Annotated in this window: 22 protein-coding genes; 6 read left to right on the forward strand and 16 right to left on the reverse strand. The window is 61.4% G+C overall.

Features of this window, described 5'->3' with window-relative positions; all coding sequences use genetic code 11:
* Window positions 1–15: 15 nt before the first annotated feature.
* Window positions 16–1602, reverse strand: coding sequence for a VWA domain-containing protein (locus tag ABIT12_RS02490; protein WP_348042999.1), 1587 nt, complete (start codon window positions 1600–1602; stop codon window positions 16–18).
* 329 nt (window positions 1603–1931) lie between these two features.
* Here ABIT12_RS02490 and ABIT12_RS02495 point away from each other — a divergent pair, with 329 nt between their 5' ends.
* Entirely contained in the window at window positions 1932–2816 is an 885-nt protein-coding gene (locus ABIT12_RS02495) for a DMT family transporter (RefSeq protein ID WP_348043001.1), read from the forward strand.
* Window positions 2817–2896: 80 nt separating this feature from the next.
* Window positions 2897–3805, forward strand: coding sequence for an aminoglycoside phosphotransferase family protein (locus tag ABIT12_RS02500; protein ID WP_348043003.1), 909 nt, complete (start codon window positions 2897–2899; stop codon window positions 3803–3805).
* Window positions 3806–3861: 56 nt separating this feature from the next.
* Here the strand turns inward: ABIT12_RS02500 and alaS are convergent, their stop codons facing one another.
* Together alaS and recA are read right to left on the reverse strand one after the other, a co-directional pair.
* Window positions 3862–6507 carry an alanine--tRNA ligase gene (gene alaS, locus ABIT12_RS02505; protein ID WP_348043005.1) on the reverse strand — a complete coding sequence of 882 codons (2646 nt, stop codon included), beginning with the start codon at window positions 6505–6507 and terminating at the stop codon, window positions 3862–3864.
* Window positions 6508–6701: 194 nt separating this feature from the next.
* The gene (gene recA, locus ABIT12_RS02510; protein ID WP_348043007.1) at window positions 6702–7775 is read right to left on the reverse strand and encodes a recombinase RecA; all 1074 of its coding nucleotides are present in this window, start codon (window positions 7773–7775) and stop codon (window positions 6702–6704) included.
* A gap of 305 nt (window positions 7776–8080) precedes the next feature.
* Between recA and araD1 the strand changes: the two genes are divergently transcribed.
* Both araD1 and ABIT12_RS02520 read left to right on the forward strand, forming a co-directional pair.
* Entirely contained in the window at window positions 8081–9076 is a 996-nt protein-coding gene (gene araD1, locus ABIT12_RS02515; protein WP_348043009.1) for an AraD1 family protein, read from the forward strand.
* Between the two features lie 141 nt (window positions 9077–9217).
* Complete coding sequence (locus ABIT12_RS02520) at window positions 9218–10231, forward strand: aldo/keto reductase (RefSeq protein WP_348043011.1); 1014 nt, start codon at window positions 9218–9220, stop codon at window positions 10229–10231.
* A 22-nt stretch (window positions 10232–10253) separates the two neighbouring features.
* Here the strand turns inward: ABIT12_RS02520 and ABIT12_RS02525 are convergent, their stop codons facing one another.
* From ABIT12_RS02525 to flgB, 8 genes are all read right to left on the reverse strand, one after another.
* Window positions 10254–10631 carry a DUF2237 domain-containing protein gene (locus ABIT12_RS02525; protein WP_348043283.1) on the reverse strand — a complete coding sequence of 126 codons (378 nt, stop codon included), beginning with the start codon at window positions 10629–10631 and terminating at the stop codon, window positions 10254–10256.
* Between the two features lie 14 nt (window positions 10632–10645).
* Window positions 10646–13213, reverse strand: a complete 2568-nt coding sequence (cckA, locus tag ABIT12_RS02530) for a cell cycle histidine kinase CckA (RefSeq protein WP_348043013.1) — start codon at window positions 13211–13213, stop codon at window positions 10646–10648.
* A gap of 93 nt (window positions 13214–13306) precedes the next feature.
* Entirely contained in the window at window positions 13307–14401 is a 1095-nt protein-coding gene (gene flhB / locus ABIT12_RS02535) for a flagellar biosynthesis protein FlhB (RefSeq protein WP_348043015.1), read from the reverse strand.
* The gene (gene fliR / locus ABIT12_RS02540; RefSeq protein ID WP_348043017.1) at window positions 14401–15171 is read right to left on the reverse strand and encodes a flagellar biosynthetic protein FliR; all 771 of its coding nucleotides are present in this window, start codon (window positions 15169–15171) and stop codon (window positions 14401–14403) included. Before fliR ends, flhB begins: the two co-directional genes overlap by 1 nt.
* Window position 15172: 1 nt before the next feature.
* Window positions 15173–15439: a flagellar biosynthesis protein FliQ gene (gene fliQ / locus ABIT12_RS02545; RefSeq protein WP_348043019.1), complete on the reverse strand. Its 267-nt coding sequence runs from the start codon at window positions 15437–15439 to the stop codon at window positions 15173–15175.
* 17 nt (window positions 15440–15456) lie between these two features.
* Window positions 15457–15780, reverse strand: coding sequence for a flagellar hook-basal body complex protein FliE (fliE, locus tag ABIT12_RS02550; protein WP_348043021.1), 324 nt, complete (start codon window positions 15778–15780; stop codon window positions 15457–15459).
* Window positions 15781–15817: 37 nt separating this feature from the next.
* Window positions 15818–16231, reverse strand: coding sequence for a flagellar basal body rod protein FlgC (flgC, locus tag ABIT12_RS02555; protein WP_348043023.1), 414 nt, complete (start codon window positions 16229–16231; stop codon window positions 15818–15820).
* Between the two features lie 20 nt (window positions 16232–16251).
* Window positions 16252–16659 (reverse strand): flagellar basal body rod protein FlgB, encoded by a 408-nt coding sequence (gene flgB / locus ABIT12_RS02560; RefSeq protein WP_348043025.1) that lies wholly within the window; start codon window positions 16657–16659, stop codon window positions 16252–16254.
* Window positions 16660–16838: 179 nt separating this feature from the next.
* Between flgB and ABIT12_RS02565 the strand changes: the two genes are divergently transcribed.
* Window positions 16839–17582 carry a flagellar biosynthetic protein FliO gene (locus ABIT12_RS02565; protein ID WP_348043027.1) on the forward strand — a complete coding sequence of 248 codons (744 nt, stop codon included), beginning with the start codon at window positions 16839–16841 and terminating at the stop codon, window positions 17580–17582.
* Entirely contained in the window at window positions 17518–18327 is an 810-nt protein-coding gene (fliP, locus tag ABIT12_RS02570; protein ID WP_407065573.1) for a flagellar type III secretion system pore protein FliP, read from the forward strand. Before ABIT12_RS02565 ends, fliP begins: the two co-directional genes overlap by 65 nt.
* A 151-nt stretch (window positions 18328–18478) precedes the next feature.
* Here the strand turns inward: fliP and ABIT12_RS02575 are convergent, their stop codons facing one another.
* From ABIT12_RS02575 to ABIT12_RS02595, 5 genes are all read right to left on the reverse strand, one after another.
* Window positions 18479–21793 carry a hypothetical protein gene (locus ABIT12_RS02575; protein WP_348043029.1) on the reverse strand — a complete coding sequence of 1105 codons (3315 nt, stop codon included), beginning with the start codon at window positions 21791–21793 and terminating at the stop codon, window positions 18479–18481.
* Window positions 21794–22244: 451 nt separating this feature from the next.
* On the reverse strand, window positions 22245–23348 hold the full coding sequence (locus ABIT12_RS02580; RefSeq protein ID WP_348043031.1) for a hypothetical protein: 1104 nt from the start codon (window positions 23346–23348) through the stop codon (window positions 22245–22247).
* A complete protein-coding gene (locus ABIT12_RS02585) occupies window positions 23345–23803 on the reverse strand; it encodes a DUF6468 domain-containing protein (protein ID WP_348043033.1) in 459 nt (152 codons plus the stop codon). The genes ABIT12_RS02580 and ABIT12_RS02585 overlap by 4 nt, the downstream gene beginning before the upstream one ends.
* The gene (fliM, locus tag ABIT12_RS02590) at window positions 23800–24981 is read right to left on the reverse strand and encodes a flagellar motor switch protein FliM (protein WP_348043035.1); all 1182 of its coding nucleotides are present in this window, start codon (window positions 24979–24981) and stop codon (window positions 23800–23802) included. The genes ABIT12_RS02585 and fliM overlap by 4 nt, the downstream gene beginning before the upstream one ends.
* Window positions 24982–25473 carry a flagellar basal body-associated FliL family protein gene (locus ABIT12_RS02595; protein ID WP_348043037.1) on the reverse strand — a complete coding sequence of 164 codons (492 nt, stop codon included), beginning with the start codon at window positions 25471–25473 and terminating at the stop codon, window positions 24982–24984.
* Between the last annotated feature and the right edge of the window lie 176 nt (window positions 25474–25649).

The raw sequence follows: 25649 nt of genomic DNA on the forward strand, positions 1-25649 counted from the left end.
TGTTGGCCGATCAGCCTACTTCAGCGTGATCTCGGTGCGCTCGCCGGCCGGAACGGTCAGCGGCGTTTCCTTGTCCAGGCTCTTGATCACATAGTCGCCGGCCTTCAGCGTGGTCTCGAAGGCAGGGCCATAACCGTAGTCGAACGACTCGCGGTTGCCCTTGATGTCCTTCTTGGCGCCAAGAACTTCGATGTAATCATCGCCTGGCGTCGTAAAGGCCACCACGCCAGCATCCAGCACCAGCGTCACATCGGTGCGTTCGCCGGTCTTGATCGAGAACGGCACTTCGCCCTTGGTTCCGTCGAGGGTGTAGTCGACCACATAGTCACCCTGCGGCAGATCAAAGGTCTGGTTGCCGCCATAGCCGTTGGTCACCGATTTGCGGCTGCCGTCCAGCGCCTTCTTGGCCTCGAACACTTCGAGGAAGATGTCGTCATCGACCGCCTGGCCCTCAACATATTCCGACTGGAAGCTGCCAATGCCCGAGCCGACGATGACGTCCTTGTCGATCGTGTCGCCTGCCGTGGCCGTGAACGTCTCACTCACTTTGGCGGCGCCGATAGAGACGTTGAGCGTCACCTCGCCAGCGGGCACCACGGTGGTGATCTCGCCGTAGAACGTCGTCTCGTCATTGGGCCAAGCGATGGTAACCGTTGCGTCCTTGTCCACATCGGCCCCCTCGCTGGGGCGCGGATGCACCTTCAGGATGGCGCCATTGATGACAAAATGCGGCTTGGAAACCTTGCCGGCCTTGATCGTCACCGGCATGGTGGCCTTGGCCGAACCCTCGCCCGCCGAGATCAGGTACTCGCCTGGATCGAGGTTGACCTTATAGGTCGAGCCATAGCTGGTGGTGACGTATTCGCCTTGGGTGCCATCAGCCTTGGCCTTGTAGATTTCCCAGACCAGATCGACCTTGTCGTCGACGATATCTGGGCCACCTTCAGACAGGGTTGCCGTGGGGATCAGGTTGAACTCGTCCTCTACCGGTGCTGGCTTGGGCTCTGGTGCCGGCGCAGGCTTCGCCGTCTCAGCCACAGTCTGCGCCAGTGCCTTGACCAGCGAATCTCCGTCCTGCGCCGAGAAATACTGGCCGCCGGTATTGTCGGCGAGGCAGGCAACCTGCTTTCCCTCTTCTTCCGTCAGACCAAATCCGACCACGTCGACGGTAAAATCAACGCCCTGGCTCTCCAGATCGTTGCCCAGGGCGCATGGATCGACATTGCAGGTTTCCAGCCCGTCGGTGATCAGGATCACCGTGGCCTTCTCCTCAGTGAACTTCAAATCGTCAGCAGCCATCCGCACGGCGGCGGACAGCGGCGTCTTGCCCTTGGGCGTGATGCCGTCGGCCGCCTTCAGAATGGCTGCCGCAGTGCCGGCAGCCGGCTCCACCATCATTTCGATGTCGTCGCAATTGCCCTTCTCGCGATGGCCATAGGCCATGAAGCCGAGTTCCAGATCGTCCGGCACACCTTTGAGCACGGTGGCCAGGGTCTCGCGCGCAATGGTGATGCGCGCCTTGCCATCCACCTGCGCCCACATCGATCCCGACGCGTCCAGGATGATGATCGCCTTTTCGGCTGCAATTACGGGCATCGCCATGGCCACTGCCGCGACGCCGCCTAAGATCAGATTTCGTATAAGTCCCATCGATATGCCCTCCAAAATCCGCAGGTCTTTTAAAGACTGCATCACGGCGCGCCAGTCACATCACGTTTCGGCTGAAGCCAGGATGAATGCAATGTTCACCCAGTAACTTACATTGCATTGATACGACGTCTGCAAGACCCCACTTGCGCCATTCATTGCAGATCACATCCACCGGCAATTCCGCTTCTGCGGGCAAACGGACATCGACGCACCACGCGGTTGGCGCTATGCTGCTAATATTATTGCCTGAGTCCCCCACCCCTATATTTCTGGATAGTCAGATGCCGATCGGCGTCATTTTTGCGTTGGGCGCCTATGCCGTGTTTTGCGTCGGCGACGCCCTGATCAAGGCCATTGGGCCAAGCGTTTCCGTCTTCGAAATGGCCTTCTTCACCACCATCTTTTCCATGGCGCCGGCCGTGCTGTCCAATCGCGGTGAGCAGTGGCGCTTCATGTTCCGCATGCGCCATCCCTGGCTGCTGCAGCTCCGCTGCCTGTGCGCCATCGGCAGCACGGCCTGCGTCATGTACGCCTTCACCCATATTCCGCTGACTGAAGTTTATGCCATTGCCTTTGCCGCACCGATCCTGACCACCATTTTATCGGTGTTCTTCCTGCGCGAACACATGACCCCGCTGCGCTGGCTGATGCTCGCAGTCGGCTTTGCCGGGGTCCTGCTGGTGATCCGGCCCGGCTTCCGCGCGCTCGAACTCGGGCACGTCATGATGATGGGCGCGGCGGTTTCCAGCGCCCTGGCGGCGATTATCCTGCGCCATATCGCTCCGGTCGAACAGCGCATCAGCATTATCGGCATGTCGGCGATCTATTCGCTGCTATTCAACGGCGCGCTGATGCTGCCCGATTTCACCATGCCCACAGCCCATCAGATGCTGATGTTCCTGCTGGTCGGGGCCACCGGCGGCACTGGCCAGGTGCTGATCATCGCCGCCACCCGTGTCACCCCGGCCAGCGTTGTCGCTCCGCTGCAATATAGCCAGCTGATCTGGGCCATCCTGTTCGGCGCCATGTTTTACCACGAGTTCCCCGACCAGATCGCCGTGGTCGGCCTGCTCATCGTCGTCGTTGCCGGCATGACCAACGTCATCAACGAAGAAACTCGCACCCGCTGGAAAGCCAGGGTATTTTCCTACCGGTTGGGCCAGTAGTTTTAGGCATAGTGTTGCCGACTGGTCATCGACATTCGCCCCGATGTCCGCAAGCTGGCCTGAAGACAAAAGGTCCGCATATGCCAGATCGCGAAACCAAGCTTAAAGCCGGCAAGTTTCCCGTCGATGTGCCTTTGGTACGGCAGCTTGTGGCTGAGCAGTTTCCGCAATGGGCGGGCCTGCTCGTTCGTCCCGTCGCCCAGGATGGCTGGGACAATTGGACCTTCCATCTGGGCGACCACATGAAGGTGCGGTTACCGTCCGCCGAGTGGTACAACGAGCAGACTGCCAAGGAAGCTCACTGGCTCCCGCTTCTGGCGCCACAGCTGCCAATCCCGGTCCCCGTCCCGTTGGCCACCGGCAAGCCGACGGCGGACTTCCCCTGGCCGTGGTCGGTCTATCGTTGGATCGATGGCGAACCCGTTAGCCGCAGCATCGACAAGCTGGCTTTGGCTGGCGATGTCGCCGGGTTCCTTGGCGCGTTGCAGCTGATCGACGCGACCGATGGCCCGCCGGCCGGCGAACACAATTTCTTACGCGGCGGCCACCCGGTCGACGCCTACGGTGCCGAGGCGCGGCGCTACATCGACACATTGGGTGATCGCATCGATGTGGAGGGCGCCTATGCCGTGCTCGAGAACGCAGCACAATCGAGACAACCAAACCCGGTCTGGGTGCATGGCGATATCGCCGTAGGCAATTTGCTCACCAGCGATGGCCGTCTCTCGGCAGTCATCGACTTCGGTGGCGCCGCGGTGGGCGATCCTTCCTGCGATCTGGTGCTGGCTTGGGTGTTTCTTGAGGGTCAAAGCCGTGCGCTGTTCCGTACGGCCGTGCCGGTGGACGAGCCGACATGGGCGCGCGCTGGGGCGTGGGCCTTGTGGAAGGCGGCTTTTCAGCTCGCCAACGACCAGGTCGTTCATCCCGACGAAAACCCGCCGCTCGATGTCATCGCCGCAGTGATCGCAGACCACCGCAGCCGCACCTGATCCAGGCTAAATTGGCCCGCCTCAAGGGCGACGGGCCAAACCGGTCAGCCGGAAAGCTAGAGCAGCGCTCGAATGGCAGCCAGTGCCTCAACCGACTTCGTCCCATCCGGCCCACCGGCCTGAGCCATATCCGGCCGGCCGCCGCCGCCCTGCCCGCCCAGTGCCGCCGAACCGGCCTTCACCAGATCCACGGCCGAAATCCTGCCCACCAGATCGGCAGTGACGCCAACAGCCAGCCCGGCCTTGCCATCTTCGGAAATGCCGATGATCGCCACCACGCCGGAGCCGATCTGGCTCTTGGTCTGGTCAACCAGACCGCGCAGATCCTTGGGCTGCAAACCATCGATCGACCGGCCCACAAAGGTCACGCCGTTGATCGTTTCGGCTTCGCTGGCCGCCTGCCCGCCAGACCCGCCGCCCATCGCCAGCTTCTGCTTGGCATCGCTCAGCGCCCGCTCGGACTTCTTGATCTGGTCCTGCAACGCCTGAATGCGGTCCAGGACTTCGTGGCTGCCACTGCGCAGCAGGCCGGCAGCCGCGCCGACAATCGCCACATTGGTATTGCCGCGATGGCGCGCCGCCTTGCCGGTCAGGGCTTCGATACGCCGCACGCCCGAACCGACCGCGCTTTCGGCAACCACCGAAACCAGCCCGATATCGCCGGTCCGGCGCACATGCGTGCCGCCGCACAATTCCACCGACCAGCCCAGGCTATTGCCGGTCGGCTCGCCCATGGCCACGACGCGCACTTCATCGCCATACTTTTCGCCAAACAGCGCCCGAGCGCCGGATTCCTTGGCTTCCTCGACGCCCATCAACCGGGTTTCGACCGGCGTGTTCTGCAGGATAATCGCATTGGCAATATCCTCGATCTCGACCAGTTCCTGATCGCTCACCGGCTTGGTATGGACGAAGTCGAACCGCAAGCGGTCCGGCGTTACCAGCGAGCCCTTTTGCGCGACATGGTCACCCAGCACAATGCGCAGCGCCTCATGCAGCAGATGCGTCGCCGAATGGTTGGCACGGATTGAAGAGCGACGCTCATGGTTGACGTGCAATGCCAGCGCCGTGCCCTTGGTCAGCCGGCCCTTGGTCACGGTGACCTTATGGCCAAATACGCCATGGTTCTTCTGTGTTTCGGTGACCTCGGCCTCGATTCCGTCGCCAACCAGCTTGCCGGTATCGCCAACCTGCCCGCCGCTTTCGCCATAGAACGGGGTCTGGTTGAGCACGACAAAACCTTCGTCGCCCTGCTCCAGCGCATCGACCAGCTCGCCGGCTTTCACCAGCGCACTGACTTCGCCTTCGGCGGTCTCGGTTTCATAACCCAGAAACTCGGTCGGCCCGACGCTGTCGGCCAGCGTGAACCAGACGCGGTCAGTGCCGGCATCGCCCGAACCCGACCAGCTCTTGCGCGCCTCAGCCTTCTGCTGCGCCATGGCCGCATCGAACCCGGCATGATCCACCGCAATACCGCGCGCCCGCAGCGCGTCTTCCGTCAGGTCGAGCGGGAAGCCATAGGTATCGAAAAGCTTGAACGCGGTGCCACCGGCCAGCGTATCACCATCGCCCAGCGTGCTGGTTTCATCGGCCAGAATCTGCAGCCCGCGACCGAGCGTCTTGATGAACCGGCCCTCTTCCAGCTTCACCGTCTCGGCAATCATGGCTTCGCCATGCACCAACTCGGGATAGGCCTGGCCCATTTCGCGCACCAGCGTCGGCACCATCTTGTGGATCACCGGCTCGGTTGCACCCAATAGGGTCGCATGGCGCATCGCCCGGCGCATGATGCGGCGCAGCACATAGCCGCGGCCTTCATTGGACGGCAGTACGCCTTCGGCAATCAGGAAGCTCATCGAGCGCAGATGATCGGCGATCACCCGCTGGCTCTGCTTGCCCGCACCATTGAGTTCGCTACCGGTGAACTGTGCGGTCGCCGCCAGCAGGGCCTTGAACAGATCGATATCGTAATTGTCGTGCACGCCCTGCAGCACTGCCGCGACGCGCTCCAGCCCCATGCCGGTATCGATCGACGGCCGCGGCAAAGCCGAGCGTGCGCCACCCGGCGCCTGCTCATACTGCATGAACACCAGGTTCCAGATTTCGACGAACCGGTCGCCGTCTTCCTCGGGCGAACCCGGCGGGCCGCCCCAGATATGATCGCCATGGTCGTAAAAGATTTCCGAACACGGCCCGCACGGACCAGTATCGCCCATCTGCCAGAAGTTCGACTTGGCCCCGAGCCGCACGATGCGGTCATCGCCAATGCCGGTCACCTTCTTCCACAAAGCATGGGCCTCATCATCGTCCTGATAGACGGTGACGGTCAGCCGGTTCTTGCCGAGGCCCCATTCCCTGGTCAACAGTCCCCAGGCCAGCTCGATCGCTTGCTCCTTGAAATAATTGCCGAAGGAAAAATTCCCCAGCATTTCAAAGAAGGTATGGTGGCGCGCGGTAAAGCCCACATTGTCCAGATCGTTATGCTTGCCGCCAGCGCGCACGCATTTCTGCGCCGTCGTCGCCGTCGAATAGGGGCGCTTTTCCACCCCGGTGAACACGTTCTTGAACTGCACCATGCCCGAATTGGTAAACATCAACGTCGGATCGTTGCGCGGCACCAGCGAGCTCGACGCGACAGGCTCATGGCCAGCGCGGGTGAAGTAATCGATAAAGCTCGACCGGATATCGTTTACGCTCGTCATCACAAGGCTTTCGTCGCGGGAATGGCGCTCCGAAAGCTTCCGGGAACGCCCATTGAATGGTGCTGGCTTTCTATCGCGGGGCTTGCGTCTCTGTCCAGCATTGCGGGCTGGTCAGCGCCTGCAACTGCCACAATTCCAGACAAAAAGGGCGCCGGTTACCCGACGCCCTCAAAAACTGCCTCAAAATCAGGCGTTTACTCCGCGTCGTCGACCTCGCTATCGGAGCCGGCGGTGATCAGCACATCGCTCAGCAGACCCGCACTTTCGCGCACACCCTGCTCGATGGTGGCGGCAATCGCCGGATTGTCCTTGAGGAACTGCTTGGAATTGTCACGCCCCTGCCCGAGGCGCTGGCTGTCATAGGAGAACCAGGCGCCGGATTTTTCGACGATGCCGCTCTTGACCCCAAGGTCGATCAGTTCGCCGACCTTGGAAATGCCCTCGCCATACATGATGTCGAATTCAACCTGGCGGAACGGCGGCGCCAACTTGTTCTTGACCACTTTGACGCGGGTCTGGTTGCCGACCACTTCTTCGCGATCCTTGATCGCACCGATACGACGAATATCGAGGCGCACCGACGCATAGAACTTGAGCGCATTGCCGCCCGTGGTGGTTTCGGGCGAGCCGAACATCACGCCGATCTTCATGCGGATCTGGTTGATGAAAATGACCATGCACTTGGATTTGGAGATCGACGCTGTCAGCTTGCGCATTGCCTGGCTCATCAGACGGGCCTGCAGGCCCGGCAGGCTGTCGCCCATTTCGCCTTCCAGCTCGGCCCGCGGCGTCAATGCCGCCACCGAATCGATCACCAGCACGTCGACGGCACCGGAACGCACCAGCGTATCGGTGATTTCAAGCGCCTGTTCGCCGGCGTCCGGCTGCGAGATCAGCAGATCATCGACATTGACGCCCAGCTTGCGGGCATAGACCGGGTCCAGCGCATGTTCGGCGTCGACAAAGGCGCAAATGCCGCCATTGCGCTGCGCTTCGGCAATCACATGCAGCGCCAGCGTGGTCTTGCCCGAGCTTTCCGGCCCGAAAATCTCGACGATACGGCCCTTTGGCAGGCCGCCAATGCCCAGCGCAATATCCAGCCCGAGCGAGCCGGTCGAGATCGATTCGACCTCGATCGACGCCGCTTCCCCCAGCCGCATGATCGAACCCTTGCCGAAGCTGCGCTCGATCTGGCTGAGTGCAGCCGCGAGCGCCTTTTCCTTGTCCATTGATCCCCCGTCGATAACGCGAAGCGGTGAGCTAGCCATCGTTGTCTCTCCTTATTCCACGCCCTGGGGGTTCCTGCAACGCAGTGCAACCGCAGCAAGCTGTGCCGTTAATGTCCCCTGTTTGTTCTCATTTTGTTTCCGTTCTGTCAAGCGCATTTCGCGGACAAATTGGATACGAGGCGAATCTTTATCATCGCGAACAAGGCGGCCTAAGTCATAACGCCGAATCTGCGCGGCCAAGGGCAATCCGCCCTATGTCTCATGGGCTTTTGCGCAGTTTGTGCTTGCCGCCGACTGGCATGTTGCGTTTTATGCGCCCGAACCAAGCGGGCAGGAGCAGCGCCATGAACCTTATTCAATTTATCGATTCCAATGGTCAGCGCGCCGTCGGCAGCGTCGAAGGCGGCACAGCCCGCCAGGTCAATGACGCCGCCAGCGTTTATGACCTCGCCCTGACCGCCTTCCAGCGCAATATCGGCCTTGGCGCATTGATTGCCGAAAAGGGCCTCGGCGCCACTGTTGATCGCGAAAAAATCCTCGCCGAAGGCCGCATGCTGTCGCCGATCGATCATCCCGATCCGGCGCACCTCTATGTCACCGGCACTGGCCTGACCCATCTGGGCTCCGCCGCCACCCGCGATGCCATGCACACCGCCAATTCGGCCACCACCGAAGTTGGCCTCACCGACACCATGAAAATGTTCCGCATGGGCCTCGAAGGCGGCAAGCCCAAGGGCGGCGCCAGGGGCGTCCAGCCGGAATGGTTCTACAAGGGCAACGGCTACACCGTCGTCGCCCCCGGCCACCCGATCCCCTCGCCGTCCTTCGCCCGCGATGCTGGTGAAGAGCCCGAAATCGCCGGCATCTATATCATCGACCAGAACGGCCAGCCGCGCCGCCTGGGCTTTGCCATTGCCAATGAATTTTCCGATCACGTCACCGAGCGCGTCAATTACCTCTATCTGGCTCACTCCAAGCTGCGCGCCTGCTCGTTCGGCCCGGAAATCCGCGTCGGCGACCTGCCCGCCCATGTCGAAGGCACCTCCAAGATCCTGCGCGATGGCAAGGTGATCTGGGAAAAGCCGTTCCTCTCCGGCGAGGACAATATGAGCCACACCATCGCCAATCTGGAATATCACCACTTCAAATATGATCTGTTCCGCACCCCGGGCGACGTCCACGTCCATATGTTCGGTACCGCCACTTTGAGCTTTGCCGATGGCATCCAGACCCAGGCCGGCGACATCTTTGAAATCCAGGAAGCCCAGTTCGGTGCCGCGCTGCGCAACCCGATCAAGCTCGAAACCGAAAACCCCGTCATCGTCGGCAATATCTACTGATATCAGCCGATTAGCCGGACAATCGGAATCACATTCAAGGGGCGCCCACTGCGGCGCCCCTTTTCTTTACCGATAAAACACAAGTGTTCTTTACCGCCGCAGGCTAACATGTCAGTTAGAAGTAACGGTCGGAGGAACATCATGAGCCAGCACAAATTCAACAAACGCAGCGTCGGCCAGACCGCCCTCAAGATCACCGAACTCGGCTTCGGCGCCGCCACCATTGCCGGAAACTTCAAGGCTGTCGCGCCTGAAGACGCACGCAACACCGTCAGCCATGCCTTGGATCTGGGCATCAATTACGTCGATACCGCCCCCCAATATGGCTATGGCCGCTCCGAGCACATGGTGGGCGACGTGGTCCGCGAGCGCCGCGATGAGGTAGTGCTCGCGACCAAGGTCGGTCGCCTGCTCAAGCCCGCCTTCAATGATGTGCGCACCTTGCCGCACAATTGGGCCAATCCCCTGCCCTTCGATCAGCACTACGAATACACCTACGACGCGGTGATGCGCTCGTTTGAAGACAGCCTGCAGCGCATGGGCGTCAACCGCATCGACATCCTCTATGTCCATGATATCGGCGTGATGACCCATGGCGTCGAGGGCAACAAGCCGCTGTGGAAGCAGCTTGAAACCGGCGGCTACAAGGCGCTGCGCGAGCTTCGCGATAGCGGCGTCGTCTCCGCAATCGGCTTTGGCGTCAACGAATGGGAAGTCCTGATGGACGCGCTGGACCTGGGCGATTGGGACGTGTTCCTGCTCGCCGGTCGCTACACCCTGCTCGAACAGACCTCGCTGTCGCCGTTCCTCGAAAAGTGCCTCGCCCGCAAAACCTCGGTCGTAGCGGCTGCCCCGTTCAACGGCGGCGCGCTGATGGGCAGCGGCACCTGGAACTATGGCAAGGCGCCGGATCACATCATCAGCAGGGTCGCCGAACTCGAAGCGATCTGCAAGGAATTCAACGTTCCCATCGGCGCGGCCGCCCTGCAATTCCCGCTGACCCATCCGGCAGTGTGCAGCGTGCTGACCGGCCCGAAGTCCGTGTCCGAGCTTGATGGCGTCGTGGCGTGGTGGAACACGCCGATCCCCAATGAATTCTGGACGGCCCTGGTTGATCGTGGATTGGTCGCCCAAGGCACGCCGCTGCCCCAATGAGAGGTTTGGCGCACCCCGCCGCTCAGCTCAAATCCAGCGCATGCCGCTTCAAATCCGCCAGGCTGATCCGTCCCAGCACTGCCTGATGCGTGCTCAGCAGCGCCACGCGCGGTGCCTGCCCGGCTTCCAGCGCCTCGGCCCAGCGCTCTGCCACCAGGCACCAGCGATCGCCAGCCACCAGCCCCGGAAACGCATATTCGGGTCGCGCCGTGCTCAGATCATTGCCGCGCGCCTTGGAAAACGCCAGGAAATCGTCGGTCATCTCGCAGCACACCAGATGCCGACCGGCATCTTCCGGTCCAGCCGAGCAGAAGCCGTTACGATAGAACCCGGTCAGCGGACTGGTTGAACACGCGGCCAGCGGCTCGCCCAAAACGTTGAGCGCCCCATCGGGGTCCATTGGTCCCAACGCGTTCACTCCGTGGTGCCGCGCAGCGCCGATTGCAGCACTTCCTTGACCTTGGAATTGATCTGGTCGAGCGAATAGGGCTTGGACAGGAATTCCACGCTCTGGTCGTCTTCGATATCGCGCCGCACGCTGTCCTCGGCAAAGCCGGACACAAAGATCACCTTGAGCGTCGGCATCACTTCGCGCACATGCTTGAGCAGCGTCGGCCCGTCCATTTCCGGCATCAACACGTCCGAGATCATTAGGTCGATCTTGAACTCCAGCTCTTCCAGAATTTCCAGCGCCTCGTCGCCGCCATCGGCCTCGAATACTTCGTAGCCGGTGGTGCGCAGCGCCCGCGCCGAGAAATTGCGCACGCTTTCTTCGTCTTCCACCAACAGGATGCGCTCATGCCCGGTCAGATCGCGCACCGGCGCCGCCACCGGCCCCTTGGCCACGGCTTCGTTGGCCAGGGGAATGTAGCGCGGCAGGAAAATCTTGAAGGTCGTACCGACCCCCACCACCGAGACGGGATAGATGAAGCCTTCGGTCTGCTTGACGATGCCGTAAACCGTCGACAGCCCAAGGCCCGTGCCCTTGCCCAATTCCTTGGTGGTGAAGAAAGGCTCGAAAATCTTGGCCAAAACCTCGGCTGACATGCCGGTGCCGGTGTCCTGCACTTCGATCAGTACATAGTCGGCTGCAACCATGCCCTCGAAATTGAGCTGGCTGGTTTCGGACTCGGTCACATTGCCGGTTCGCAAGGTGATCGATCCGCCCTCCGGCATCGCATCGCGCGCATTGACCACCAGATTGATGATCACCTGCTCCAGTTGCACCACGTCGGCACGCACCGGCCAGATATTGCGGCCGTGTTCAACGGCGAGGCTGATCTTCTCCCCGATCATGCGCTTGAGCAGCACGGTCAGGTCATCCACGATCAGCGGCAGTTCCAGCGTCTGCGGCCGCAGCGTCTGCCGGCGCGAGAACGCCAGCAATTGCCGGGTCAGGCCCGCTGCGCGATTGGCGTTCTGTTTGATCTGCATCAGTTCCGAGAACGACGGGTCACCCGGCTTGTGCTTGAGCAGCAGCAGGTCCGAGAAGCCGATAATTGCGGTCAGCAGATTGTTGAAATCGTGTGCCACCCCGCCAGCCAACTGGCCCACCGCCTGCATTTTCTGGCTCTGCGCAAACTGCGCCTCGAGCTTGCGCTGGTCGGTCATATCCAGCGCATAAACATTGACCTGCTCCGGCGAGCCGGCGCTCATCTCCGAGCCGGACAGATACAGCCGCACGGCATGATCGCCTTCCGCCGTCAGCAGCGCGTCCACGGGCTCGGGCGAACGATGCGCGCCTGCTTCGGCAATCGCGGCGGCAAACTTTTCACGGCTGCCCTCGCCGATCAGCTCGGCCAGCGGCTGCAGTTCCAGGCTCTTCTGTTCGCCCGACCATTTGAAAATCCGCCCGAACGGGGCGTTGGTGCGCACGATCCGACCGGCCGCGTCGAGCGTGGCGATGGCAAAGGGCGTATCATTGAAGAAGCGCGAAAACCGCACTTCGGCGGCGCGCAACTCTTCTTCGGAATCCGGCGCACTGGTCTGGTCCAGCACCAGCGTTCGCGTCTCGCCCAGTTCACCCTCGGCCAGCCGGGCCGCCCGATGCAGCAGGCGCACCGGAAATGCCGTGCCGTTGCGGCGCACAAAGTCGATATCGATGATTTCGGTGCCGATCTCGCCATCGCCGCGCCCGCGCATCAACAGGCTGGCGCCATCGCCGCGCACAATGTCAGTCAGCCGCAACTGCCCGGAATTGAACTCGGCCAGATCATAGCCCAGCCAATCGGTCAGCGTCGAATTGAGATACTGAATGCGCCCCTGCGCATCGGCGGAGAAGAAGCCGGCGGGCGCATGATCTAGATAATCAATTGCCCGCTGCAAGTCGCGGAAGGCGCTCTCGTTATTGTCGCGGTCGCGGGTGATGTCCTCGACCGACCAGACCACCTGAGGCTTCTTGACCTCGTCGATTTCCGGCAGCGGCCGCACCGCGACCCGGTACCAGAACGGCTTGCTGCTATCGGTCTGCGACCCGCCCAGCCCGCCGATCAGCCGAATGTCCTCGACCGCGCTACGGCCGTCCTTGGAGGCCCGCGCCAGGCGGTACAGCGCTTCGCTGGCCTCCGATTGCCCGGCAAACAGCCGCGGCACGCCTACCGGCACGCCGTTGGAAATCCCGCCGGAGAAATTGCCGTAATGCGCGTTCACGTATGAAATCTTGCCATCGCGATCCGACACCACTGCCCCGTAGGGCAGGCTGTCGACCACGGCGCGCGACACGGTGCGCTTCTCCTCGCCGCTGGCGAACTTGAACAACCCGGCGGCCAGCCCGAACAGGCAGAACACCCCGATCACCGCCAGCACGCCGACAAAGGTCATCACCAGATCGGACGGAATCCGGTCGCCGAACAGCGCAAACACTGTGGCGACCGCCACCATCACCACGCCCAGGGCCGCGACGCGCCACAGCCCGGAATTGCTGCGCCCGCGTGCCACCAGAGGTTCGGGGTAAGAGTCCTCGCCGAGCTGCGTGCTAGCCATGGATGAGAAAGCTCCGGGGACGGATCAAGAAGGTCGAATCAGGCAACCCTTTAAGCTCTACCAAATGGCCCGGGGCCTTGGGAGAGTTAATGGTTAGTTTACCGAATTCCCGGCGTTCCAGCCACGCTTATCGCGCAGCCGCATCACGAAGCCGATAACCTGCGCAACGGCCTTGAAATGCTCGTTCGGAATGGTCTTGTCGATTTCGACTGTGGCATAAAGTGCGCGCGCCAGCGGCGGGTTTTCCACAATCGGCACATCATGTTCCTTGGCCACCTCGCGGATGCGCAAGGCGATCGCATCGGCGCCCTTGGCCACGCAGAGCGGCGCGCTCATGGTCTTGTCGTATTTCAGCGCCACGGCAAAGTGGGTCGGGTTGGTGATGATCACGGTCGCCTGCGGCACCGCCGCCATCATCCGCTGCCGGCTGCGCTCCATGCGCAACTGGCGGATACGCCCCTTGACCTTGGGGTCGCCTTCCATCTGCTTGTATTCGTCCTTGGTCTCCTGCAGCGTCATCATCTGCCGCTTCCACCATTTCTGGCGCATATAGATGAAGTCGGCCAGCGCGATCACCGTGACCACGCAGAGCACCGAGATCAGGATTTTCATCCCCAGGCTCTGAAAAGCCATCAGGATCGCACTGGGGTCGGCCGTCATCATGGTCGAAAGCTGGTCCTGCATCGGCCACATCGTCATCGCCACCACGGCGCCGACAATGCCCAGCTTGGCCAGTCCCTTGATGAAGTTGACCAGCGCTTCGCTGGAAAACAGCCGCTTGGCCCCGGCGAACGGCGAAATCTTGGAAAATTTCGGGGTAATCGGTTCCGCCGAAAACAGCGGTCGATGCTGCACCAGATTGGAAACGATGGCGCAGAACGACATCACCAGCAGCGGGATGGTGATCACCCCCACCAGTTGCAGCGCCAAACCGTTGAAAAAGCTCCAGAATGCCGGTCCGCCGATTTCCACCTGGTCGGCATTGGCAAAAATGTTCTTCAGGGTTTTGGCCAGTTCGGAACTCGATGGTCCCGCCATCATCCCGAAGATCGCCGTCATGCCCGCCAGCATGAACCAGGTGGTCACTTCCTGGCTTTTGACCACGTCGCCCTTCTTGCGCGCGTCTTCCAGTTTTTTCTGGGAGGGGTCTTCGGTTTTGCTGGATTCCTCGGCGGCTTCGTCAGACATCAGAGCCCCCGCAACATGGCCAGATGCTCTTCATACGAAGAGAGGTACCAGCCCATCATCATGCTCAGCAGCAGCCCGAACAGCAGCAGCCCGACAATGATATTGGCCGGCATCAGCAGGAAATACACCTGCAATGCCGGCATCAGCCGTGACAGGATGCCGGCGCCCAGGTTGAACACCAGGCCGAACACGAGGAACGGCGCCGACATCTGGATACCGATGGTAAAGGCATGCGCCACCGTCTTGATCGCCAGTTGCGAGGCATCCTCGAACATCAGCGGATCGGTGGGCAGAAACACCATATAGCTGTCGTAAATGCCCGCCAGCGCCACGTGATGCAGGTCGGTGGCAAAAATCAGCGTCACGCCGACAAACGACAAAAACGTGCCGATCACCGCCCCCTGCACCCCGTTCTGCGTGGGGTCGGCCACCTGCGCAGCGCTGAGGCCAGCCTGAAACGCCACCACGGCGCCCGCTACCTGCGTCGCCATCACCGTGATCCGGGTAATCGCACCCAGCATCAGCCCGATCGCCACTTCGTGGAAAATCAGCGCCACCGTCGCCGAAAATTCGGTCGGCAGCACCGGCATGGTCCTGGACAGTAATGGAAACAGCACCAGCGTGAACGCCAGCGCAAAGGTCAGGCGCATCCGCGCCGGGATCATCTGTTCACCCAATGCCGGCATCAGCATCAGGATCGATCCAATCCGGCAAAACAGCAGGATGTAGATAAAGGCCGTCTCCGGCAGCCAGTTGAGGCTTACGGTCAACTCAGCCGCCGACGATGATCATGTCGACGATGCGGGACATATAGGCCGACATGGTCGCGCCCAGAAACGGCAGCGTGATCAGCATGGTCACGAAGATCGCCAAAATCTTCGGCACGAAAATCAAGGTCTGTTCCTGAATCTGCGTCAGGGCCTGGAACAGCGCCACGATCACGCCAACCACCAGCCCCACCAGCATCATCGGCATGGAGACAATCAGCAGCACCCAGATGCTGTCGGTGGCAATATCAAGAACCTGAGCGCCGTTCATCGTCTCGTCGCCTTCTGTCAGATCGGCATCTTCATGATTTCCTCGTAGGCGGAAATCACCCGGTCACGCACCGTCACCATGCTCTCGATCGCCATTTCGGTCTTGGAGAGCGCCGTGACCATGTCCACGACATTCGCCTTTCCATTGACCATATCAAGCGCCATCGCATCGGACTTCTTGCCGGTATCGACCACGCCCTGCACCTGCTGGGCCAACATCTTAGCAAAATCATTGCCTTGGCCAGAATCGGCGGTCAGATTCATGTTCGGCTTGGCGGACTGCGTAATCAGCTTGGAGGCGTTGGCATAGGCACTTGTCGCAGCGCTCAACGGGATGGCCATGGCAGTGATTCTCTATCGTTGGTGAAACGCGAACGCCTTAGCCGCGCAGAATATCCAGGGTGCGGCTCAACATCTGGCGGGTGATCGAAACCACGTTCAGGTTCGCCTCATAGGTCCGCTGGGCCTCGCGCATGTCGGTCTGCTCGATTAGCGGATTGATATTGGGATACTTCACATAGCCCTGCGCATTGGCTGCCGGATGGCCGGGCTCATAGCGGGTGGTGAAGTCCGACATGTCGTAGGCGAGCTTCCCCACTTCCACGACATTGCCACCCAACTGGGCGTCAAACTCGGTTTTGAACGTTGGAATGCGACGCCGGTATGGGTCCTCGCCGGGCGTCTTGCCGGCGGAGTCCGCATTGGCGATATTTTCCGCGATCACCCGCATGCGCGCGGTCTGCGCATGCAGCCCGGTTGCGGCAATGCCCAATGAAGTATTGAAGTCGCCCATTGCTCCCGTCTCCGTTCAGTTCAAGACGACCGCCCCATGGCGGTGCGCAGGATTTTCATGGATTTCTCGTACATCGAGGTTGCCGCCTGATAGTCGGTCATATTGGTGGTGACCTTCATCATCTCGTCTTCCAGCGATACCGCATTGCCTTCCGGCGTCACTTCAAAGCTGTGCATCTGCTGGGCGCTGAACGGGCCGCTGGAATCGCCGCCCACCGAGATATGCATCGGCTGCGTCGCCACCACGGTCAGCGATGCATGCGAGCCGCCACCGATCCCGTCGGAAAACTTGTATTGCGCCAGGTCGCGGCCGCGATATCCCGGCGTCTCCGCATTGGCGACATTTTCGGCCAACAGGCCTTGACGCTCCTGATGCCAGCGCATCTTGTCGGTCAGGGCCGAAAAGATCGGCAAATCCATCAGGCCCATGATCTGGCGTCTCCTTGCCGGACTCGTCGCGTCGATAGGCAATTGTTGCCGAGGCATGGTTAATCAAGTGTTAACCGCGACCCGATAACCCAGCATTTGCCTCGCAAATCGCACAATTGACGGGCTAAATAGGCAATATGTGCCGATAGACGGCGGCATTTCGATTCGGAGCATCAGTTTTGCAGTTCATCACCAGCCTGTTCGGCGGATCCGGCAATTCCATCCTGACCTCGGTTTTCGCCCTCGGCGTTGTGATCGTGCTGATCGTCCTGGCGCTCTGGGTCTTCAAGATGCTGTTCAAGGCGTCCAACAATATCGGGCGCGGTCGCAACCGGCGGCTGGCGGTGGTCGACACGCTGGTGATCGATCCCAAGCGCCAACTGGTCATCATCCGCCGCGACAATGTCGAACACTTGATCCTCACCGGTGGCCCGCAGGACCTTGTCGTTGAAACCGGCATCCCGGTTGAGGAAGTCCCGGCCGCCACCTCGCGTCGCCCGGTTCCCTCCGTTCCGGTCGTGGCCAGGCCGGTGCCACGTCCGCCGATCAAGCCAGTGGTTACCCCACCGATCGTGCCGGTCACCGTCGTCACGCCCCCGACCCCGATCGAACCACCCGCTCCTGCCGCCGAACCCGCCCCAATGCCGCCGCGCGCTGCCAATTCGGTCACGGCGCTCAAGCGCCTGCGCGATCTGGGCAAGCCCACCACTGGCCGCCGCACCAATTCGCTGCGCCACACCGGCCTGATGCGCCCGGTCAGCCAGATGGAACCGGCCTCGCTCCCCGGTGAAAATACGACAAGCCCCGCTCCCGACTCAGTTAAAGAGATCGTTAACGAATATGACGACCAGGGCGAGCATGCAGAGCGTGGCGAATCCAGCGGCGGTGACGACAGCAACGGCCAGTCCTCCGACCGCAACTAAACGTTTCCGCCTGATCTCATGGAGCGGGCTGGCGCTGCTGGTCGGCTTCACTTTGGCGCCCGGCATTGCCTTCGCGCAGGACCTGTCGATCAATTTCGGCGACGATGCCACGCTGACCCAGCGCGCCGTTCAGCTCATTGGACTGATCACCGTACTGGCGCTGGCGCCGTCCATTCTGGTGATGGTCACCAGCTTCACCCGTATCGTGGTGGTGCTGTCCCTGCTGCGCACCGCCATCGGCCTGCAAAGCGCGCCGCCCAACTCGGTGATGGTGTCGCTGGCCTTCTTCCTGACCCTGTTCATCATGGGCCCCACCCTGCAGCAGACCTATGATCTAGGCATCCAGCCGTTGATGGCTGGGGATATCGAGATCACCGAGGCGTTCGAGCTGGGCAGCGCCCCGATCCACAAATTCATGCTCGCCAACGTCCGCGAGAAGGACCTGTCACTGTTTTTCGACCTCACCGAAACCAAGCCGCCCGAGGACCTGACCAAGATCCCACTGCAATTGCTGGTCCCGGCGTTCATGATCTCGGAACTGCGCCGCGCCTTTGAAATCGGCTTCCTGCTGTTCCTGCCCTTCGTCGTCATCGACATGGTGGTGGCGTCGGTACTGATGTCGATGGGTATGATGATGCTGCCGCCAGTGGTGATTTCACTGCCGTTCAAGCTGATCTTTTTCGTGCTGGTCGATGGCTGGTATCTGGTCGCCGGATCGCTGGTGCGAAGTTTCGTCTCGGGATAGTGCCTTTCCAGCTGTAACTGAAACATCCCCAACTTCGATGTCACCCCGGCGCAGGCCGGGGCCCATCCTGAAATCTCAAGATGGGTACCGGCCTTCGCCGGTATGACACTGCGTTTTTGGGTGGCGCAGCGCAAACGTGAAAAGATCTAGCTTACTTGCTGGCCAAAGCCTGGTCCGGCTTGGCGGCGGTCAACGGCGCCAGTGCCCCACCGTCCCCATAGGTGTCGCGATACGAGGTCAGGAACGCATTGAGGCTATCCAGCCCCGATACCGCTGCCGCCACCTTCTTGAATTCCAGGCTATCCACGACAATGACGCTGGTCACGAAATCAAACATCGGCCATTCCGGCGAAGTGACCATCGCGTCGCCGAACTTGGCCCGCAGCCGCGCCAGTGCCAGCTTGTCGCCCACCAGCACATAGCCTACGGCGGCCTTGATCAGGTTCATCCGCGCCAGCTGCGACATCGGCTGGTTCGCATTGGCATCGCCATACATCGCCTCGATCAACCCGCCGGCCAGTGAATAGCGCTTGGCCTTCCAGTGTGCGTCGATCCGCAGCAGATCGACATCGCGCCCATCCATATCCTTGAGCAGGTCCAGCGCCAGCTCGTCCCGCCCGCCATCGAGCAGCGCGCGTGCTTCCAGCACCCGGCGTTGCCGCGTCAGGGTCGGTGAAATATCGGGCACGCGCGTCTGGTTCAGCACCGTCAGCGCATCCCTGGGCTTCCGGTCGGCCAGGTAAATCACCGCCAGATCGGTTGCCACCTGCGATTGGGCCACGCCCTTGAGGCGGTTGCTCAACTGGTATTGCAGCAACTCCGACGCCTGCGACAGCAGATCGACCTTCACCAGCCGCCGCGCCAGATTGCGGATCATTTCGTCGCCACGCGCGCCGGGCGGGGTCAGTTCGCGGAAATCGTAGAACAGGCTCAGCGCATCCACCGGCCCCAGCGAATCTGCCCGCCCGTTCAGGTAAAGGTCGGCAAATACCTTCTGCGCGTCGTCGCGCAAGGCGTTGGTCGGCGGGCTTTCCGGATAGGTGGCAACGGCCTGCTTCACCGTTTCGAAGCCCTGCCGGTAAGCGCCTTCGCGAAAATAGAATTCCGACAGCATCTTCTGCATCGCCGCTTCCAGCGGATTACCGCGCCACAGCATCGACTCCGCCGAAAGCGTTGCCGTCGCCTTGGCCAGATCGAGATTGCCCGCCTTGTCGAGCAGCAGCAATGTCCGGTAGATCGCCTCGGCCCGGGTCGGGCGGATATCGGCCGAAATCACCTGGCCATAGGTATCGATGGCTTCGGCGGTTTCCCCTTTCAACTCGGCGACCCGTCCGGAGAGCAGATGGAACATGCTCGCCTGCTCGACATCGAGTTCGGCAAAGCTGACCTTGTCGAGCAACCGCTCGGCCATGGCAATATCGCCGGTTTCCACCGCCGCCCGGATCGCCGCGAACTGGAACCGCAATCGCACCCACAGCGGATAAGAGTCCTGCACCGCCTCGGCCGCCAGCGCATCCTGCTTGGCCCCGCTGAAATCATCGCTGTCGGCCCGCGCAATGGTGCGCCATAGCAGGGCATCGGCCTCACTGCTGAAATTGGGCGCGTTGAGGATCGACAGAGCTTCCTTGGACCTGTTGGTCACCGTATTGGCAATCGCCTTGGTCACCAGGATCTTGCGCGTCAGGTCCTCGGCCTTGAGATCGCCCTCAAGCACCTTGAGCAACCCAAGCGCTTCGTAGGAATAGCCGTTGGCCACCATATATTGCGCCAGATCGAGCCGCGCCTTGTCCCGGGCGCGCCCCTCCCCGTCCGCCGCCACATCGAGCAATTGCTCCTGATGGTCGCTCATCATCCCCGGGTCGTCCTGCTGCAGCGTCTTCAGGTCAACAAAGCTGGCGCGGCTGGCTTCATTTGAATTGGTGCCACTGCTGCGGGGCTGGTCGGACGGCGAAACCGTCAACCCGCCTGGCGAAGTGATCACCGCCAGCTTGCCTTCGATGGCAACATCCACGCCATCATGCATCGGCTTGACCACCAGGCCATGCACACTGCGCAGCGCCGAAAAATCTACATATTCAAGATTGCGCAGCACGCCGCGCGCCGGCGGGTACGCGGTCACCACTTCGAGCGTATCGCCCACCGTCGGGTCGATAAATTCATGCACCCGCGCTGGCCGCTCGATATCGGCGGTCATCTGGAACGTGCCTTCGCCATCGCGGCGACGGCTCAGGGCCATCGGCTCGGTCGGCGTCAACAGGATGTCCCCCAGCGACAGCACCCACGCCCGCCCTTCCGAGCCCAGCGTTGCCAGCCGGTCCTGCGACAGATCGATCTGCACCACCTGGGTGTCCCCCGACGGGATCACTGAAAATGCACTGGCCAGCGGATCAAGCGTCGCCTTGTCCCTGGGCGGCATGATGTCCGCGGTGGTGTCGAACAGCATCCACACCGTATTGCCGCGCCGGAACACCGCTGCCGGCGTATCCTGCTCGAACGGAAACACCACGCGTACCGTCGATCCCATCATGCTCACATAGGGCGTAACCGAGGCCGCAGACATATCGGGATAGAGCGCGCTGACGTTGGAGCGCAGCCGTTCATGCTCGGCAGCGGTCGCAGCCGCCTTGGCAGCAGCTTCCTTGTCGCGTTCGCCCTTGGCCTTCTCATCGAGCTCACCCACCGTGATTTCCGGCAGATCGTGCTTGGCCAGATCAATATCGAGCGTATAGGTGCGCGGCGTGTCCTGATAGAACCGCGGTGTCACGCCCTTGGCAAACACCAGTTGCACAATGCTGCCGTCCTTGGTCGCGTCGCTGGTCACGGCGGTGATCTCGGCGGGCATATCCAGCTTCAAATCGCTCATATTCACTGGCACCGGCCATTCGAACGCCATCGAGCCGGTTTGTTCGTTCATCGAGAATTCGGCCTTGGTGTCGACAGACCAGTCAAACTGCAAGCGCATGAAGGTGGGATTGCGGCCAACCCGCACAGTGACCACCGGCTTCAGCCGCGCCACTTCATCGGCCAGACGCTTTTGCTCTGCGGCGATCGCCGCCTGCTTGGCACGCGCCGCCAGCAGATCGATCACCTCCTGCGGCAATGGCGGCGGTGGGCCCTGCCAGTTTGGCGGCATCATGTCGATATAGAGCTTTTCGCCGGCCTCGGTGCGATTGAAGCTGAGCGTCCGACGCAAGCCGAACCGCAGTCCCCTGCCGTCGGCATCGACGCGCGCTGCAGCGAGATAGTCGGGAACCGTCACCGCCACATCGGGCAGCAGCACACTGACCGGCTGCTCGAACACGATCGACAGCACGCCGTTATCGGTGCTCATCGAATACTTGGGCAAGTGGTCGTAACCCGGAAAACTCAGGATCAGGCGGCCGTAACCGGCCTCGTTGGTGGCGAACAACTGACCGTTATCAATGGCAAAAGCCGGTGCAATGCATAGCAAGCTGGCCGCCGCCATGGCGGCACCAAACGTCAGGGCAATTCTTGCCCTTCTCCAGCCTGCCTTCAATGCAGCCTTCACCGACGTCGCCCGCCTAAGCGATTAAGCGTTTTTGATCGAAATGCAGTATTTCGGACGCCAAAAACGCGATTGCACAACTCAATATGCGACCCTACCGCGTCGTGCTTAACGTCCCCTTACAAGCCGCGCATCAAAGCCGTGCGACATTCATCGCTGGTTGAATCGAGTTCACCCGAGTGTGCGCCAACGCCGTTTCGGTGAGTCAGATAGCGTGGTTGTTCGAGAGTGATGAGCTTCTTGAAAAAGGTCCTGTGGACCTTTTTAGCGAAGAACGCCCGTAGAGCTACGCTCGAAGGGCTATGGCGCAGCGTACGTTTTGTACGTGAGCACCGGAAGCGCAGAAAACCACGCTAGATGGCCGCCGAAATGGCGTTGGCGGACACTCCCGCTACTGGCCGACGATCTGCGGCAAGGCCGACAAATCCTGCGGGGTCATGGTTTCGGCCGGTGTCGCGGCGCTGGTTGCCATCTGCACTGTCAAGTCCTGCGCCCGCGTCGAGGTCATCGCCGCCAGGACCGGCGCCATCTTGCGCGGGTTCATCGCCTGGGCCACGCGCAGCAAAACGCCCATATCGAGGTTGTTGAAAATTGCCGCGGCCTCCTTGGGTTTCATGTTCTCATACATGGTGACGATGGCCGCGAACTGGCCGGTTTCTGCATCCTTTTTTTGATCGACCAGCACCCCGATCTGATCCTGCATCTGCTTCAGCGTCGCTGCACGCTCGTCGATCCTCTTTTCAGCGGCATCGACCAGCGACTGGCGCAGGTCGAGCTGCGAGGCATAGCTGTCGAGTTCAGTACGGCGCTGCGCCAGACGCTCCAGCAAGATCTTCTCGGTCAGCGAACCACCATCGCTGTCAGTCAGCGGCACCACGGTGCCGCCGTCAGTGATTTCCATCGGCACGCCTTCGGCCTTTGGATCGCAGTTGTTGTCGGTCATTCCGGCAGCAAAACTCTCGGTCGGCACCGCCGCAGGGTCAGCCGTATGGTCAGCAGCGGCAGCATCAGCGCTGGCATCGGCAGTGGGATGGTCACCTTCTGTCGCGACGGCAGCAGCCGCAGGGGTTGTCGCCCCGCCAGTCGGCGGACAGGCCGCAGCATCGGCGGTCGCTGCTGCGCCATCGGCCGGTGCCGCATGGCCTTCGGCGGGCGCTGCTGCAGCTTCACCTCCGGCCGCGGCACCCTCGGCAGCCGGCGCCGCGCCATGGGGTGCGCCCTTGGCCGCCTCTTCAGTCGCCAGGGTTGGCGCCGTGTCGGCAATGGTTGGATTGGTGTCGGCCAGCGTCGGCTCTGATGCCATCGTGACCCCGGCGTCGGCGCCCTCGGCCGGCGCTGCCCCAGAGGCCGCAGGAGCAGCGCTCCCGCCCTCGGCTGCCTGCACCCCGGCTGGTCCCAGCACATAGCCGCCATTGGTCACCAGGCCGATGGTCTTGAAGATCAACAGCGCGGCAATGGCGAAAATGACGATGGGAAGCAGCCGGACAGATTTCACGCAGCCACTCCCCGGGTCCGGGCGCGCGTCGCCAATTGTTCAAGCGCCGAATGCAGCTTGTTGACCGGCGGCGCCGGTTCAGCCGGAACCACTGGCGCCACTGGCTCGATGGTCTGGCTGTGGCGGGCCACGCTGGTGATCTTGGCAATACGTTCCATCAGAATGGTGCCGGCAGTGACATGATTGGCCAGCTCGATGCCGAAGCGCTCGGCCTCCTCCAGCCGGGCGCCAAGCTGCAGATCGGCCTCGACCGCAGTTGCCTTGAGTTCCTTGATCGCCTGGTTGGCCAGGTTGGTGGCGCTCACCAGATCATTGACCATCTGCCGCAACTGATCGCGGTCCGCGTGCAGCCGCTTGAGGCGCTCGTTGAGCACCACGCAGTACCCTATTGTCATCACCAGAAGGATCGCCACCGAACCTTCCACGACCAAGCCTATGGGCAAACCAAACATCATCGTCCTTCCATTGACTCATCGATTGCCTCGAACGCCGCCATCGTTACCTTTGGCGGATTCAAGGGGCGGGTCACCCGCACCGAAACATTGTTGTCGATATGGCCCATAATGGCCTCGGTCAGATCGACATTGCCGCATTTGAGGCGGATCGGATCGCTCGGGGTGCGGTCAAACATCACCGTATCGCCCGGCGCCAGGCTCAACACCCGCGACAGCGGCAAATCCTGCTCATGCAGCACGGCCTCGATTTCGACGTCTGCCGAATAGATTTCAGTGGCCAGATGGCCTTCCCAGATCGGGTCACGGCCAAACTTTTCGCCCATGAACATTTGCAGCAATTGTTCACGGATCGGCTCGATCGTGGCATAGGGCAGCAGGATTTCGACCTTGCCGCCGCGGTCGTCCATTTCGATGCGCAGCTCGATCAGGATTGCCGCATTGGCCGGCCGGGAAATCGCCGCGAAGCGCGGATTGGTTTCCATGCGCTCGAGCTTGAAATTGACTTGCGTCACCGGCTCGAACGCGCGGTGCGTATCGTCGAGAATGACCTCGATCATCCGTCGCGCCAGCGCCATTTCGATCGTGGTGTAAGGCCGGCCTTCAACGCGGATATTGCCGCCGATACGGCGGCCGCCCAGCAGCACGTCGATCATCGAATAGATCAGGCTGCTATCGATGGTCAGCAACCCGTAATTTTCCCATTCCTCGGCCTTGATCACCGACAGGATGGCCGGCAACGGGATGGAATTGAGATAGTCGCCAAAGCGCACCGACGAGATCGAGTCGAGCGTGACTTCGACATTGTCCGAAGTGAAATTGCGCAGCGACGTCGTCGACAGGCGCACCAGCCGGTCGAACACGATTTCCAGCATCGGCAAGCGTTCGTAGCTTACCAGCGCCGAATTGATCAGCGCCTGCACGCCGGTCAGCTCGACATTGCCACCCGCATTGGGATCAAAGCCAAGCAGGCTGTCGATTTCGTCCTGGTTCAGAACGCGATCAGCCCCGCCCGGACCTTCCGCCGTAGCGGGATCGGATTCCAGCATCGCCGCCCACTCAGCAGCGGCATCGGCCGCCGCCAGCGTTTCGGAAGCAGCACTGACGCCGACGTCGGGAGCCGGAACATCATCCAGTCCCCAGTCGTCCGCCAGCTTGTCCTGGTCCGTTGGTCCCGCCATTTACTGGACCAGGATTTCTTTGAACAGGATGCTTTCGACATGTGACGGATAGATCGCCACATTGACGCGTCGGAGCAATTCTTCCTTCAGCCGGTAAATCCCGGCCGAGCCCTCAAGGTCGCTCTTGCGCAGTTCGCGCAGATACACCTGGAATGCGTCGACCACCTTGGCCATGCGCGGCTGGATTTCGGTCATCACCGCTTCGCTGGCGACTTCAAGTGCAATCGTCAGCTTCATGAAAGCCTGGCCGCTGCCGTCATCGTTCAGATTGACGGTCATCGGCTGCAGATTGAAAATGAAACTGTGCGGGGCACCCAGTGCTGCGGCGTCGGCAGCGACAGCAGTGTCCGCCGACTTGCCAGCCGACAGGAACACGAACAGCCCTGCCCCAATCAGCAACACCACAAGAGCGCCCGCGCCGATAATGATCAGCTTGCCCTTGCCTTTTTTGGCAGGGACTTCGCCTTCTGCGATTTCAGCTTCGGCAGCCATGGCCAGAATTCCTGCAAACCAGAATAAAACCGGGCGATTCCGGCTGTCACCAGCTAAGCGCGGCTTGGTTAACGAAGTCTTACGAACCACCCCGAAGCGGCAGAAATTGCCGGGTAAGTTTTGCCGCACGTCCAAACACCGTCACCCGCAAGTGAACTGGCGTCAGTCACTATATC

This window comes from Devosia sp., assembly GCF_039927955.1.
Taxonomy (GTDB): domain Bacteria; phylum Pseudomonadota; class Alphaproteobacteria; order Rhizobiales; family Devosiaceae; genus Devosia.

Excerpts from the sequence above, each read along its gene's own strand:
- cckA (WP_348043013.1), bottom strand. The coding sequence starts at position 13,213 with ATGGCTAGCACGCAGCTCGGCGAGGACTCTTACCCCGAACCTCTGGTG.
- ABIT12_RS02490 (WP_348042999.1), bottom strand. The coding sequence starts at position 1,602 with ATGGCGATGCCCGTAATTGCAGCCGAAAAGGCGATCATCATCCTGGAC.
- fliQ (WP_348043019.1), bottom strand. The coding sequence starts at position 15,439 with ATGAACGGCGCTCAGGTTCTTGATATTGCCACCGACAGCATCTGGGTG.
- fliP (WP_407065573.1), top strand. The coding sequence starts at position 17,518 with ATGCAGAGCGTGGCGAATCCAGCGGCGGTGACGACAGCAACGGCCAGT.
- alaS (WP_348043005.1), bottom strand. The coding sequence starts at position 6,507 with ATGACGAGCGTAAACGATATCCGGTCGAGCTTTATCGATTACTTCACC.
- ABIT12_RS02595 (WP_348043037.1), bottom strand. The coding sequence starts at position 25,473 with ATGGCTGCCGAAGCTGAAATCGCAGAAGGCGAAGTCCCTGCCAAAAAA.
- ABIT12_RS02585 (WP_348043033.1), bottom strand. The coding sequence starts at position 23,803 with ATGATGTTTGGTTTGCCCATAGGCTTGGTCGTGGAAGGTTCGGTGGCG.
- ABIT12_RS02495 (WP_348043001.1), top strand. The coding sequence starts at position 1,932 with ATGCCGATCGGCGTCATTTTTGCGTTGGGCGCCTATGCCGTGTTTTGC.
- ABIT12_RS02575 (WP_348043029.1), bottom strand. The coding sequence starts at position 21,793 with ATGGCGGCGGCCAGCTTGCTATGCATTGCACCGGCTTTTGCCATTGAT.
- ABIT12_RS02525 (WP_348043283.1), bottom strand. The coding sequence starts at position 10,631 with ATGGACCCCGATGGGGCGCTCAACGTTTTGGGCGAGCCGCTGGCCGCG.
- flgB (WP_348043025.1), bottom strand. The coding sequence starts at position 16,659 with ATGGGCCTGATGGATTTGCCGATCTTTTCGGCCCTGACCGACAAGATG.
- araD1 (WP_348043009.1), top strand. The coding sequence starts at position 8,081 with ATGAACCTTATTCAATTTATCGATTCCAATGGTCAGCGCGCCGTCGGC.
- ABIT12_RS02520 (WP_348043011.1), top strand. The coding sequence starts at position 9,218 with ATGAGCCAGCACAAATTCAACAAACGCAGCGTCGGCCAGACCGCCCTC.
- recA (WP_348043007.1), bottom strand. The coding sequence starts at position 7,775 with ATGGCTAGCTCACCGCTTCGCGTTATCGACGGGGGATCAATGGACAAG.
- fliE (WP_348043021.1), bottom strand. The coding sequence starts at position 15,780 with ATGGCCATCCCGTTGAGCGCTGCGACAAGTGCCTATGCCAACGCCTCC.
- flgC (WP_348043023.1), bottom strand. The coding sequence starts at position 16,231 with ATGGGCGACTTCAATACTTCATTGGGCATTGCCGCAACCGGGCTGCAT.
- ABIT12_RS02500 (WP_348043003.1), top strand. The coding sequence starts at position 2,897 with ATGCCAGATCGCGAAACCAAGCTTAAAGCCGGCAAGTTTCCCGTCGAT.
- flhB (WP_348043015.1), bottom strand. The coding sequence starts at position 14,401 with ATGTCTGACGAAGCCGCCGAGGAATCCAGCAAAACCGAAGACCCCTCC.
- fliM (WP_348043035.1), bottom strand. The coding sequence starts at position 24,981 with ATGGCGGGACCAACGGACCAGGACAAGCTGGCGGACGACTGGGGACTG.